We start from the raw sequence: 13,046 nt of genomic DNA on the forward strand, positions 1-13,046 counted from the left end.
GTTGGATTCCCGCACCGATTTCCCACCCGACACGGCGCCGCGTGACACCGATGATGTCGGTCGGCCGTGCCATCCTCAGTGCATGAGCGCGGTGTGCTGGGGGCGGCCTGCCAGCGAGCCGGACGCGGGCTGGGCCGTGATCGACGTCGAAACCTCGGGTTTCCGGCCAGGTCAGGCGCGGATCATCAGCCTCGCGGTGCTCGGTCTGGACGCCGACGGCGAGGTCGAACAGTCGGTGGTGAGCCTGCTCAACCCCGGCGTCGATCCGGGGCCCACCCACGTGCACGGTCTGACCGCCGCCATGCTGGAAGACCAACCGCAGTTCGCCGACATCGCTCCAGACGTGATCGACGTGCTGCGCGGCCGCACACTGGTGGCCCACAACGTGGCGTTCGACTACGCCTTTCTTGCGGCCGAGGCCGAACTCGCCGACATCGAACTTCCCGTCGACTCGGTGATGTGCACGGTCGAGCTGGCCCGGCGGCTGGACCTCGGCGTCGACAACCTGCGGCTGGAGACGCTGGCGGCCCATTGGAGCGTGACCCAGGAGCGCCCCCACGACGCCTTCGACGACGCCATGGTGCTGACCGGCGTGCTGGCCTCGGCGCTCAAGCTGGCCCGCGACGGCGACGTCTGGCTGCCGGTGCATCCGGTGACCCGGCGCCGCTGGCCGAACGGCCGGGTGACCCACGACGAGCTGCGGCCGCTCAAGGTGCTGGCCTCCCGGATGCCCTGCCCGTATCTCAACCCCGGCCCCTACGTGGGCGGGCGGCCCCTCGTCCAGGGCATGCGGGTGGCGCTGGCCGCCGAGGTCGGCCGCACCCACGAGGAACTCGTCGAGCGGATCCTGCACGCCGGTCTGGCCTACAGCGAGGCCGTCGACCGGGAGACCTCGCTGGTGGTCTGCAACGACCCCGCGCCCGAGCAGGGCAAGGGCTATCTGGCCCGGAAGTTGGGGGTGCCGGTGATCTCCGACGCGACCTTCATGGACTGCGTCCGAGCCGTCATCGGCGGCACCAGCATGGATGAATTCGCCGACACCACCAACTCCGACCCGCAGCTCGCGCTCTTCTGATCAGGCGCGTGCCGCGCGGTTGACCGCCGACACGACCGCACGCAGCGACGCCGTGGTGATCGACGGCGCGATGCCGACACCCCACACCGTGCGGCCGTTGACCGAGGCTTCCACGTAGGCCGCGGCCTGCGCGTCGTCACCGGAACTCATCGCGTGCTCGGAGTAATCCAGCACGGCCACGTCGAATCCGACATCGCCCAGCGCGTGGACGAACGCGGCCAGCGGGCCGTTGCCGGACCCACTGATCTCGGTCTCCACCCCGTTGATCTTGACGGTCGCGGCGATGCTGGTGACGCCGCTGTCCTCCTCCGAAGCGTCGACCCGCTGCTTCACCCGCTCCAGCGGCCACACCGGGGCCAGATACTCCTCGGAGAACGCGTCCCACATCTCCTTCGGCGAGACCTCGCCGCCCTCGCCGTCGGTGATCTTCTGCACCACCTGGGAGAACTCGATCTGCAGCCGCCGCGGCAGGGCCAGGCCGTGATCGGCCTTCATGATGTAGGCCACCCCGCCCTTGCCGGACTGCGAGTTGACCCGGATCACCGCCTCGTAGGTGCGCCCGACATCCTTGGGGTCGATCGGCAGATACGGCACCTGCCAGAGCATGTCCTCGACGTCGGTGTCCGCGGCATCCGCGTCGACCTTCATCTGGTCCAGGCCCTTGTTGATGGCGTCCTGGTGGCTGCCGGAGAACGCGGTGTAGACCAGGTCACCGCCGTAGGGGTGACGCTCGTGGACCGGCAGCTGGTTGCAGTACTCCACCGTGCGGCGGATCTCGTCGATGTTGGAGAAGTCGATCTGCGGGTCCACGCCGCGCGAGAACAGGTTCAGCCCCAGCGTCACCAGGCAGACGTTGCCGGTGCGCTCACCGTTGCCGAACAGGCAGCCCTCGATCCGGTCGGCACCCGCCTGGTAGCCCAATTCCGCTGCGGCAACGGCGGTTCCGCGGTCGTTGTGCGGATGCAGGCTCAGGATGACCGATTCCCGGTTGGCCAGGTTGCGGCTCATCCACTCGATCGAATCGGCGTAGACGTTGGGGGTGGCCATCTCCACGGTGGCGGGCAGGTTGAAGATGATCGGGTTTTCCGGTGTGGGCCCGATGATTTCGCCGACGGCGTCGCACACCTGCTTGGCGTACTCCAGCTCGGTTCCGGTGTAGGACTCCGGCGAATACTCGAACCGCCACCGCGTGCCCGGGTATTTGGCGGCCTCCTCGACGCACTTGCGGGCGCCCGCGGTCGCGATGTCTTGCACCGCGGCCTTCTCGGCGCGAAATACGACGCGGCGCTGCAGGATTGACGTCGAGTTGTAGAAGTGCACGATGGCCTGCGGCGCGCCCTGGCACGCCTCGAACGTGCGCTCGATCAGTTCCGGCCGGCACTGAGTCAGCACCTGGATGGTGACGTCGTCGGGGATGGCGCCGCCGGTGATGATCTCGCGGACGAAGTCGAAGTCGGTTTGACTGGCCGACGGGAACCCGACCTCGATCTCCTTGTAGCCCATGCGGACCAGCAGATCGAACATGCGGCGCTTGCGGGCCGGGCTCATCGGGTCGATCAGCGCCTGGTTGCCGTCGCGCAGGTCCACCGCGCACCACAGCGGCGCGCTGGTGATGACCCGGTCGGGCCAGGTGCGATCGGCGAGCCGGATCGGCTCGACCTCTTCGGCGAAGGGCCGGTACCGGCTGACCGGCATCGACGAGCCGCGCTGGGGGTTCCATGCGGGCTGCCCGGGCCCCGGCGGGCCCGCCGGTTTGACGATGCTGCGTGTCGAGCTGAATGCGTCGGAATTGGAAGTCACGGTAATTGCTCCGGGGATATCAGAAGGAACCTCAGACCGGCGCATCGCGAACACCCGCGACGGGAAGCCGGTCTGGATCAGACCCCGTCGCGGCGTCCGAGGAGGAGCACCCGCTGCACGTCCTGCACTTTACCGCTTTTAGCGCGTTGGTAAAAATGGCGCCGAGACAGCGGCGAATCCGCACTCCGGGCGACCGGGTATCGCGACGTAAATCACCATGCGGCGGCACGTATTCTGTTGTGGACTTATCCCCCAAATTGCAGTGCCCAGGGCCGGAGAGGCAGGGAAAAACGTGGCGCTCGTCGTGCAGAAGTACGGCGGATCCTCAGTGGCGAACGCCGATCGGATCCGGCGCGTGGCCGAGCGCATCGTCGCTACCAAGAAGCAGGGCAACGACGTCGTCGTCGTCGTCTCCGCCATGGGCGATACCACCGACGACCTGATGGACCTGGCCCAGCAGGTGTGCCCGGCCCCGCCGCCGCGCGAGCTCGACATGCTGCTGACCGCCGGTGAGCGCATCTCCAACGCCCTGGTCGCGATGGCCATCGAATCGCTGGGTGCGCAGGCCCGATCGTTCACGGGTTCGCAGGCCGGCGTGATCACCACCGGCACGCACGGCAACGCCAAGATCATCGACGTCACGCCGGGGCGGCTGCAGGCCGCGCTCGACGAGGGGCGCGTCGTGCTGGTGGCCGGGTTCCAGGGCGTCAGCCAGGACACCCGGGACGTCACCACGCTGGGTCGCGGCGGCTCGGACACCACCGCGGTGGCGCTGGCCGCGGCGCTGCGCGCCGACGTCTGCGAGATCTACACCGACGTCGACGGCATCTTCAGCGCCGACCCCAGGATCGTGCACAACGCCCGCAAGCTGGACACGGTCACCTTCGAAGAAATGCTCGAGATGGCGGCTTGCGGCGCCAAGGTCTTGATGCTGCGCTGCGTGGAATACGCGCGCCGCTACAACATTCCGGTGCACGTCCGATCCTCGTATTCGGAAAACCCAGGCACCGTCGTCGTCGGATCGATCAAGGACATAGCCATGGAAGACCCCATCCTGACCGGAGTCGCGCACGACCGCAGCGAGGCCAAGGTGACCGTCGTCGGCATCCCCGACATCCCCGGATATGCCGCCCGCGTCTTCCGGGCGCTCGCCGACGCCGACGTGAACATCGACATGGTGTTGCAGAACGTCTCCAAGGTCGAGGACGGCAAGACCGACATCACCTTCACCTGCTCGCGCGACAGCGGGCCCACCGCGGTGGCCAAGCTCGACGCGCTCAAGGACGAGATCGGGTTCAGCCAGCTGCTCTACGACGACCACGTCGGCAAGGTGTCGCTGATCGGGGCGGGCATGCGCAGCCATCCCGGGGTGACCGCCACCTTCTGTGAGTCCCTGGCCGAGGTGGGCGTCAACATCGAGCTGATCTCCACCTCCGAGATCCGCATCTCGGTGCTGTGCCGCGACACGGAACTGGACAAGGCCGTCGTGGCGTTGCACGAGGCGTTCGGGCTCGGCGGCGAGGAGTCGGCGACGGTGTACGCGGGGACGGGTAGATAGATGGTTGCCATCGGTGTGGTGGGCGCCACCGGCCAGGTCGGCCAGGTGATGCGCAGGTTGCTCGACGAGCGGGACTTCCCCGCTTTGAACAGTGGGGGGTCGGTGCGGTTCTTCGCGTCTTCGCGTTCGCAGGGCCGCAAGTTGGAGTTCCGCGGCCAGGAGATCGAGGTCGAAGACGCCGCGACGGCCGACCCCAGCGGGCTGGACATCGCGTTGTTCTCCGCCGGTAAGACGATGTCGCTGGTGCAGGCGCCGCGGTTCGCCGCGGCCGGGGTGACGGTGATCGACAACTCGTCGGCCTGGCGCAAGGACCCGGACGTGCCCCTGGTGGTCTCCGAGGTGAACTTCGCCCGCGATGCCGCCAACCGGCCGAAGGGCATCATCGCCAACCCGAACTGCACGACCATGGCCGCGATGCCGGTGCTCAAGGTGCTGCACGACGAGGCCGGCCTGCAACGGCTGGTGGTGTCGAGCTATCAGGCGGTCTCCGGCAGCGGGATCGCCGGAGTCCAGGAGCTGTCCACGCAGGCCCGCGCGGTCGTCGACGACGCCGAGCAGCTGGTGCAGGACGGCGGCGCCGTGCAGTTCCCGGCGCCCAAGACCTACGTGGCGCCCATCGCCTTCAACGTCGTGCCGCTGGCCGGATCGTTGGTGGACGACGGGTCCGGCGAGACCGACGAGGACCAGAAGCTGCGCCACGAGAGCCGCAAGATCCTCGGCATCCCCGACCTGGCGGTCAGCGGCACCTGCGTGCGGGTGCCGGTGTTCACCGGGCACTCGCTGTCGATCAACGCCGAGTTCGCGCGGCCGCTGTCGCCGCAGCGTGCCCGCGAGCTGCTCGACGGCGCGCCCGGCGTCAAGGTGGTCGACGTGCCGACCCCGTTGGCGGCCGCCGGCGCCGACGAATCCCTCGTCGGCAGGATCCGGCGGGATCCGGGGGTGCCCGACGGCCGCGGCCTGGCCCTGTTCGTCTCGGGAGACAACCTGCGCAAGGGGGCGGCGCTGAACACCATCCAGATCGCCGAGTTACTCGCCGCCGAGTTGTGAATCCGCGAGTGAGTTCCGCGACGCGGTTCTCGCTACTTGTGGCATCTTTGCTTGCGCCGCAATGGTTTTGGGCCGCGCATGCCGATCCGCCGGCGCCCGCCCCGGAACCGATCCTGCAGCCGCTGGCGCCCGGTCAGGTGCTGCGGATCGGTCCGACCGCCGGAACCGGAACTCCCACAGGCGATTACGGCATCGGCGCGACCGACCTGTGTGAATTCGTCGAATTCCCCACCGAACTGCTGCAGGTCTGCGGCGACAGCTTCGCCGGCCAGGGCGTCGGGTTCGGCGGCTGGTATGCGCCCGTCGCGCTGCGCGTCGACACCGCGTCGGTCGACGACCCGGCCGGGGTGCGCTACACCGGCGTCACCGGGATCGCCCACCCGCTGCTGGCCGACCCCGCTCCGCCGGATTCCTCGCAACTGCCCGCCGGGGTGGTGCAGATCAACCGGCGCAACTACCTGATGGTGACGACGACGAAGGACCTGGAGCCGCAGAGCTCCCGGCTGGTGACCGCCGAACCGGCGCGCGCGGGCTGGCAGACGATCCCGGGTTCGAAGCGGCCCGCCTCGTATCAAGGCGGCTCGCAGACGCAGATCAGCGGGTATTACGACCCGATCCCGACCCCGGAATCGCCGAGCGGGTGGGTGTACATCGTGGCCGACAGCTTCACCCGTCGGGACCCCGTGGTCCTGTATCGCGCCACACCGCAAACGTTCACCGACCGGTCCCGCTGGCAGGGCTGGGCGGCCGGCGCGAGCGGGGGGTGGGGCAAGCCGCCGACACCGCTGTGGCCGGACGCGGTGGGCGAGATGTGCATCAGGCAGATCGACGGCAAGGCCGTGTTGTCCTACTTCAATGCCGTCACGGGCAACATGGAGGTCCGGGTGGCCGACGACCCGACGGCGCTGGGTGACGCGCCGGTCACCACGGTGGTGCAGCACGACGAGTGGCCGGAGCCCGCGGAAAGCCTGCCGCCGCCGTACGACAACCGGCTCGCGCAACCGTACGGCGGCTACATCTCGCCCGGTTCCACGCTGGACGAGCTGCGAATCTTCGTGAGCCAGTGGGACACCCGCGCGCGAGTGGCCGCGCCGTACCGGGTCATCCAGTTCGCGGTCAATCCGTTCAAGCCCGAGTAGGCGCTTCGCCCGCTGAGCGGCGGCGATGGTTCACAGCTCCTACATAAGTAGCGCATAGCCGCCACTACTGTTAACGGCTTCATCATTTGTCTCATGAGTGAAACACCTGAAACCCCCACCGTGCGGACCTCCACCGCAACTGCACCGGCCGCCGCTGCAGCGGCCTATCGGGCCCCGCGGGTCTTCCAACTCGCCGCGTGGGTCGCCATCGTCGCCGGGATCGTGTTCATCGTCGCGGTCATCTTCTTCACCGGCTTCATCCTCGGCCACCGCGGCGGCCATCACGGCCATCACCACCACAAGCACCACCACCACGCGATGCTGCATCACCGCGGCCCCGGCGGGCCCGGTGGACCGGGCGGCGGCACCCAGGGCGGCCCGGGCGCACCCACGGGCCCGGGCGCGACCACCGCGCCCGCCAGTCCGTCGCCCGTGCGGCCCAGCGGCATGGCCCCGGGACAGCTCCCGGCGTCGATCTTCCACTCCGCGGCGGCCTCGCACGCAGCGCCGGGGCAGGCCCCCAGCGTCATTGTGCTGACCAACTAAAACCCCCAACCCACTCGTGGCCCGGCGCTCTCATCGAGCGTCGGGCCACGTCTCGATTCCAGGCAATTTGCCGCCGGGGCCTGTTCCGGACATCGCGTGCGGGGCAATATGGCATGGCATGAGCGAGACACCCGAACCGCAAGCCGAGCCGACCCCCGCCGCCGCGACCACTCCGCCCGCGCCGCCACCGCCGCCGCGGGTCAAGCCGCCGCGGCTCTACACGGCGGCAGCCTGGGTGGTGATCGTCGCGGGCATCGTGTTCATCCTCTCCTCGGTGTTCTTCGTCGGCGCCTTCATTTGGAAGCACCACTACCACTGCCACCATCACCACGGCATGTTTCACCCGGGCGGCCCCGGCCCGGGCAACGGGCCGTGGGGACCCGGCCCCGGGCCGGGCAATGGCCCCTGGGGACCCGGTCCCGGTGGTCCCGGATCGTGGTACGGCGGCCCCGGTGGTCCCGGGCCCGACAATGGGCCCTGGGGGCCCGGTCCCGGCGGCCCCGGTTTGATCGTTCCGATGCCCCCGGGCGGCCCGGGCGGGCCCGGCGGTCCCGTCTCCGGCCCCGGCATCAGCGGACCCGGTCAGCCGACGGCCGTCAGCCCGGCTCCCGGCTCGCCGGCGCCGCGCCCCTGACGCGGTCGCGAAACGCTTGGCGCACAAGGTCGGCGCTTGACGGGGGCTGACCGAACGTCGTGGCGTTTGGCATGATCGCCTCATGACCATGCGGGCCACGCAGGTGCACCGCGCCGTACTCACCGTCGGGTTCGCGGTGGCGGGCACCGTCGCGCCCGCAGTCGCCGCCGCGCACCCGTCGGAGCCGGGCGTGGTGAACTACGCCGTCCTGGGCAAGGGGTCGGTCGGCAACATCGTCGGCGGACCCATGGGCTGGGAGTCGGTGTTCACCCAGCCCGGACAGGGCCCCTGGGTGGACCTCCCGGAGTGCAACAACTGGGCGGACATCGGGCTGTCCGAGGTCTACGACGATCCCGATCTGGCGTCGTTCAACGGGGCCGTCACGCAGACGTCGGCGAATGATCAAACGCACCTGGTCAAGCAGGCGGTCGGGGTGTTCGCCACCCCGGACGCCGCGGCCCGGGCATTTCATCGGGTGGTGGATCGAACGGTCGGCTGTTCGGGTCAGACGACCGCGATACACCTGGACAACGGCAGCACGCAGGTGTGGTCCTTCGACGGCGGGCCGGCCGGGCCCGCCGACGAGAACTGGACCAAGCAGGAGGCGGGCACCGATCGGCGCTGCTTCGATCAAACCAGGCTGCGCGAAAACGTGTTGCTGCAGGCGAAAGTGTGTCAGTCCGGCAACGCCGGGCCCGCCGTGAACGTGCTAGCTGGGGCGATGCAGAACGCGCTGGGTCAGTAGCGCAGCGATCGGGTATCCGTCCTTGCCGTCTGGCCATCAGCGCGGGAGGGGAATATGTCGGGGGCGTCTGATAGATGAAGCACTAGACGAAGTAGTGCCGGATATCGTTCGATTAGCTGCGCAGGGAAGCGGTCCGCAGGTGCGTGTTCAGCCTTCGCCGGGCCCGAAGGGATCGTGATATGACGTTCGCCCCGATCACTGCGGCGGCTCCGCGGTCGACCGGCGCCGACCCCGCCCCGGAGCTGAAAATCGCCGAGCTCACCGACTCCACGGCCGTCGCGCAATACATCGCCGACGGCTGCCTGGTGGACGCCCCGCTGGGACGGGTGGGTCTGGAACTCGAGGCCCACTGCCACGACCCGGCCGCCCCGCACCGCAGGCCCGGCTGGGACGAAATCGCCGCGGTGCTCGACGGGCTCCCCGCCCTGCCGGGCGGCAGCAGGATCACCGTGGAACCCGGTGGCGCGGTCGAACTCTCCGGGCCGCCGGCCGACGGCGTCCTGCCCGCGATCGAGGCCATGCGACGGGACCAGGCCGTGCTCCAGCCGGCGTTTGCCGAGGCCGGCCTGGGCCTGGTCTTCCTCGGCGCCGACCCGCTGCGACCCCCCCAGCGCATCAACCCCGGCGCCCGCTACCGCGCCATGGAAAGGTTCTTCGCCACCAGCCGCTCCGGGGAAGCGGGCGCGGCGATGATGACGTCCACCGCATCGATCCAGGTCAACGTCGACGCCGGGCCGCGCGAGGGCTGGGCGGCTCGGGTTCGGCTGGCGCATGCCTTGGGGCCCACCATGATTGCGATCACGGCCAACTCGCCGATGCTGGGCGGCGACTTCACCGGCTGGGTCTCCAGCCGGCAGCGGGTGTGGGGGCAGATGGATTCCGCGCGCTGCGGACCCATCCTGGGCGCCAGCGGCGATGACCCGGGCACCGACTGGGGGCGCTACGCGCTCAAGGCCCCGGTGATGCTGGTGCACACGCCGGGCGCCGAGGCGGTCACGCAGTGGGTGCCCTTTGCCGACTGGGTCGACGGCCGGGTATTGCTCGGTAATCGCCGCCCCAGCGTCGCCGATCTCGAATACCACCTGACGACCTTGTTCCCGCCGGTCCGCCCCCGGCAGTGGCTGGAAATCCGCTACCTGGACAGCGTCCCGGACGCGTTGTGGCCCGCGGTGGTGTTCACCCTGGTGGCGCTGCTCGACGACCCGACCGCGGCCGACGCCGCGGCCGAGGCCGTCGCACCGGTGGCCACCGCCTGGGACATCGCGGCCCGGCTCGGGCTGCGTGACCGGCGGCTCTACGCGGCCGCCAACGCGTGCGTGGCCATCGCGGCCGAAAGGGCGCCGGCCGAAGTCGGCGACGCGATGCAGCGGCTGGTCGACCTCGTCGAACAGGGCCGGTGTCCCGGCGACGATTTCGCCGACCGGGTGATCGAACACGGCGTCGCCGCCGAGGTGTCGCGGGCGGCGCGAGGGGGACTGTGACGGTGACGTCACGCCAGGCGCTTGCCGACCAGTTGACGCGGACGCGGACGCGGACGCTGCGGCTGGTCGACTTCGACGATGCCGAACTGTGCCGGCAGTACGACCCGCTGATGAGCCCGCTGGTGTGGGATCTGGCGCACATCGGCCAGCAGGAAGAGCTGTGGCTGCTGCGGGGCGGGGATCTTGCCCGGCCGTCGATGCTGTCGCCGGCCGTCGAGGGTCTCTACGACGCCTTCGTGCACTCGCGCGCCAGTCGGGTCGACCTGCCGCTGTTGTCGCCGGACGAGGCGCGCGCGTACTGCCGGACGGTGCGGTCCGCCGTGTTCGACGCCCTGGACGCGCTGCCCGACGACCCGGCGGGCGACGAGGCGGCGTTCGCGTACGCGATGGTGGTCAGCCACGAAAACCAGCACGACGAAACCATGCTGCAGGCATTGAATCTGCGCAGCGGCCCGCCGCTCCTGCGCGGCACGTCGATGCTGCCGCCCGCCCGCCCGGGCCTGGCCGGCACCTCGGTGCTGGTGCCCGGCGGCGAGTTTGTGCTCGGCGTTGACCCCGCCGCCGAGCCATTTTCGCTGGACAACGAGCGTCCCGGCCACGTCGTCGACCTGCCCGCGTTCCGGATCGGCCGGGTTCCGGTCACCAACGGCGAATGGCGGCACTTCATCGACGACGGCGGCTACGACCAGCCGCGGTGGTGGTCGGAGCGGGGCTGGCGGCATCGCCAGGCCGCCGGCCTGACCGCACCGCAGTTCTGGAATCCTGACGCCGCCACCCGCACCCGGTTCGGCCACGTCGAAGACATCCCCGCCGACGAACCCGTCCAGCACGTCAGCTATTTCGAGGCCGAGGCGTACGCGGCCTGGGCCGGCGCGCGGCTGCCCACCGAGATGGAATGGGAGAAGGCCTGCGCATGGGACCCCTCCGCCGGCGCCCGGCGCCGCTACCCATGGGGCGCCCAGGAGCCGTGCGACGCGCTGGCCAACCTCGGCGGCACCGCGCTACGGCCCGCACCCGTCGGGGCCTACCCCGCCGGCGCTTCCGCGTACGGGGCCGAGCAGATGCTCGGCGATGTGTGGGAGTGGACGAGCAGCCCGCTGCGGCCCTGGCCCGGGTTCGTCCCGATGCTCTACGAGCGCTATTCACAGCCGTTCTTCGACGGCGATTACCGGGTGCTGCGCGGCGGATCGTGGGCCGTGGAGCCGAGCATCCTGCGCCCGAGTTTTCGCAACTGGGATCACCCGTACCGGCGCCAGATCTTCTCCGGCGTCCGGTTGGCCTGGGACGTGCCGAAGGAGATCGCCTGATGTGCCGGCATCTGGGGTGGCTCGGGGCCGACGTCACGGTCTCCTCGCTGGTGCTCGACCCACCGTTCGGGCTGCGGGTGCAGGCCTACGCGCCGCGCCGCCAGAAGCATTGTCTGTTGAACGCGGACGGCTGGGGCGTCGGGTTTTTCGATGCTGCGTCGGATGGCGCCGCGCCCCGGCGCTGGCGCAGCCAGCTGCCGCTGTGGGGCGACGTGTCCTTCGAGTCCGTCGCGCCGGCGCTGCGCAGCCACTGCGTGGTGGCCGCGGTGCGCTCGGCGACCGTCGGCATGCCGATCGAAGTCAGCGCGACCGCGCCGTTCACCGACGGGCAATGGTTGTTGTCGCACAACGGAATCGTCGACCGGGCGGCGCTGCCGGCGACGTCGCAGGCCGAATCGGTCTGCGACAGCGCGATGCTGGCGGCCGTCATCTTCGAGCGCGGCCTCGATGCGCTGGGCGACACCATCGCCGAGATCGCGGCGGCCGACCCGCGCGCCCGGCTGAACATATTGGCCGCCAACGGTTCTCGCATGCTGGCGACGGTGTGGGGGGACACGCTGTCCATCCTGCGCCGCCCGGATGGTGTGGTCCTGGCCAGCGAACCCTATGACAACGACTCCGACTGGGAGGACGTGCCGGACCGCCACCTCGTCGAAGTCACCGCCGGCGGAGTCACGATGACCCCGCTGGATCATCCGAAAGGGTCTTGATGACGCTGTCGCTGTCGAACCACCTCGCCGCCGACTCGGCCTACCACGCGTTGCGCCGTGACGTGTTCGAAGGCCTGCAGAAGACGCCGAAGTCGTTGCCGCCCAAGTGGTTCTATGACGCCGTGGGCAGTGACCTGTTCGACCAGATCACCCGGCTGCCCGAGTACTACCCGACCCGCGCCGAGGCCGAGATCCTGCGTGCGCGGGCGGCCGAAATCGCGTCGGCCAGCGAGGCCGACACCCTGGTGGAACTGGGCAGCGGCACCTCGGAGAAGACGCGGCTGCTGCTCGACGCCCTGCGCGCGCGCGGTTCGCTGCGCCGGTTCGTCCCCTTCGACGTCGACGCCAGCATCCTGTCGACGGCCGCCGCGGCCATTGCGCAGGAATACTCGGGAGTCGAAATCAAGGCCGTCTGCGGCGATTTCGAAGAACACCTGACCGAGATCCCGGCGGACGGGCGGCGGCTGTTCGTGTTCTTGGGGTCGACGATCGGCAACCTCACGCCCGGGCCGCGCGCGGACTTCCTCGCCGCGCTGTCCGCCCAGATGCGGCCCGGCGACAGCCTGCTGCTGGGCACCGACCTGGTCAAGGACCTCGAGCGGCTGGTGCGCGCCTACGACGATTCCGCCGGGGTGACGGCGGCGTTCAACCGCAATGTTCTTGCGGTGGTAAACCGGGAACTGGACGCCGATTTCGACGTCGATACTTTCGCGCACGTCGCGCGGTGGAACCCGGCCGAGGAACGTATCGAGATGTGGTTGCGGGCCGATCGCGGCCAGCGGGTGCGTGTCGGTGCGCTCGAGCTGATCGTGGACTTCGAGGCCGGCGAGGAGATGCTGACCGAGGTGTCGTGCAAGTTCCGCCCGGAAAAGGTGAGTGCCGAACTGGCCGCCGTGGGACTGCGTCGCACGCAATGGTGGACCGACGGCGCGGGTGACTTCGGGTTGTCGTTGGCCGTGAAGTGACCGCCGGCGACTCGCTGGCCGACCGATGGCGGGCGGCAC

12 protein-coding genes are annotated in these 13,046 nt (G+C 69.9%); 11 read left to right on the forward strand and 1 reads right to left on the reverse strand.

Annotated features, from left to right (window positions below; all coding sequences use genetic code 11):
* Positions 1-82 precede the first annotated feature (82 nt).
* Positions 83-1,075 (forward strand): DEDDh family exonuclease, encoded by a 993-nt coding sequence (locus W7U_RS23165; protein WP_008263256.1) that lies wholly within the window; start codon positions 83-85, stop codon positions 1,073-1,075.
* Here the strand turns inward: W7U_RS23165 and leuA are convergent, their stop codons facing one another.
* Complete coding sequence (gene leuA, locus W7U_RS23170) at positions 1,076-2,881, reverse strand: 2-isopropylmalate synthase (RefSeq protein WP_168160329.1); 1,806 nt, start codon at positions 2,879-2,881, stop codon at positions 1,076-1,078.
* A gap of 286 nt (positions 2,882-3,167) precedes the next feature.
* Between leuA and W7U_RS23175 the strand changes: the two genes are divergently transcribed.
* From W7U_RS23175 to egtD, 10 genes are all read left to right on the forward strand, one after another.
* Positions 3,168-4,433: an aspartate kinase gene (locus W7U_RS23175; RefSeq protein WP_008263260.1), complete on the forward strand. Its 1,266-nt coding sequence runs from the start codon at positions 3,168-3,170 to the stop codon at positions 4,431-4,433.
* Positions 4,434-5,480, forward strand: a complete 1,047-nt coding sequence (locus W7U_RS23180) for an aspartate-semialdehyde dehydrogenase (protein WP_008263261.1) — start codon at positions 4,434-4,436, stop codon at positions 5,478-5,480.
* Complete coding sequence (locus tag W7U_RS23185; RefSeq protein ID WP_085976419.1) at positions 5,477-6,619, forward strand: DUF4185 domain-containing protein; 1,143 nt, start codon at positions 5,477-5,479, stop codon at positions 6,617-6,619. Before W7U_RS23180 ends, W7U_RS23185 begins: the two co-directional genes overlap by 4 nt.
* A 120-nt stretch (positions 6,620-6,739) precedes the next feature.
* Complete coding sequence (locus tag W7U_RS23190; RefSeq protein WP_008263265.1) at positions 6,740-7,165, forward strand: hypothetical protein; 426 nt, start codon at positions 6,740-6,742, stop codon at positions 7,163-7,165.
* Between the two features lie 118 nt (positions 7,166-7,283).
* Positions 7,284-7,799, forward strand: a complete 516-nt coding sequence (locus W7U_RS23195; protein ID WP_008263266.1) for a hypothetical protein — start codon at positions 7,284-7,286, stop codon at positions 7,797-7,799.
* 82 nt (positions 7,800-7,881) lie between these two features.
* A complete protein-coding gene (locus W7U_RS23200; RefSeq protein ID WP_008263267.1) occupies positions 7,882-8,544 on the forward strand; it encodes a sensor domain-containing protein in 663 nt (220 codons plus the stop codon).
* Between the two features lie 179 nt (positions 8,545-8,723).
* Positions 8,724-10,025, forward strand: coding sequence for an ergothioneine biosynthesis glutamate--cysteine ligase EgtA (gene egtA, locus W7U_RS23205; RefSeq protein ID WP_008263269.1), 1,302 nt, complete (start codon positions 8,724-8,726; stop codon positions 10,023-10,025).
* Between the two features lie 2 nt (positions 10,026-10,027).
* On the forward strand, positions 10,028-11,332 hold the full coding sequence (gene egtB / locus W7U_RS23210) for an ergothioneine biosynthesis protein EgtB (RefSeq protein ID WP_071196532.1): 1,305 nt from the start codon (positions 10,028-10,030) through the stop codon (positions 11,330-11,332).
* The gene (gene egtC / locus W7U_RS23215) at positions 11,332-12,042 is read left to right on the forward strand and encodes an ergothioneine biosynthesis protein EgtC (RefSeq protein WP_008263273.1); all 711 of its coding nucleotides are present in this window, start codon (positions 11,332-11,334) and stop codon (positions 12,040-12,042) included. The genes egtB and egtC overlap by 1 nt, the downstream gene beginning before the upstream one ends.
* Entirely contained in the window at positions 12,042-13,007 is a 966-nt protein-coding gene (gene egtD / locus W7U_RS23220; RefSeq protein WP_008263276.1) for an L-histidine N(alpha)-methyltransferase, read from the forward strand. The genes egtC and egtD overlap by 1 nt, the downstream gene beginning before the upstream one ends.
* The last annotated feature ends 39 nt before the right edge of the window (positions 13,008-13,046 follow it).

The sequence above is a fragment of the Mycobacterium sp. H4Y genome (genome assembly GCF_000364405.1).
Taxonomy (GTDB): Bacteria; Actinomycetota; Actinomycetes; order Mycobacteriales; family Mycobacteriaceae; genus Mycobacterium; species Mycobacterium intracellulare.

What these genes read in the sequence shown, in the direction of transcription:
- W7U_RS23165 (WP_008263256.1), top strand. Translation starts at nt 83, where the DNA reads ATGAGCGCGGTGTGCTGGGGGCGGCCTGCCAGCGAGCCGGACGCGGGC.
- W7U_RS23180 (WP_008263261.1), top strand. Translation starts at nt 4,434, where the DNA reads ATGGTTGCCATCGGTGTGGTGGGCGCCACCGGCCAGGTCGGCCAGGTG.
- W7U_RS23195 (WP_008263266.1), top strand. Translation starts at nt 7,284, where the DNA reads ATGAGCGAGACACCCGAACCGCAAGCCGAGCCGACCCCCGCCGCCGCG.
- W7U_RS23200 (WP_008263267.1), top strand. Translation starts at nt 7,882, where the DNA reads ATGACCATGCGGGCCACGCAGGTGCACCGCGCCGTACTCACCGTCGGG.
- egtA (WP_008263269.1), top strand. Translation starts at nt 8,724, where the DNA reads ATGACGTTCGCCCCGATCACTGCGGCGGCTCCGCGGTCGACCGGCGCC.
- egtC (WP_008263273.1), top strand. Translation starts at nt 11,332, where the DNA reads ATGTGCCGGCATCTGGGGTGGCTCGGGGCCGACGTCACGGTCTCCTCG.
- egtD (WP_008263276.1), top strand. Translation starts at nt 12,042, where the DNA reads ATGACGCTGTCGCTGTCGAACCACCTCGCCGCCGACTCGGCCTACCAC.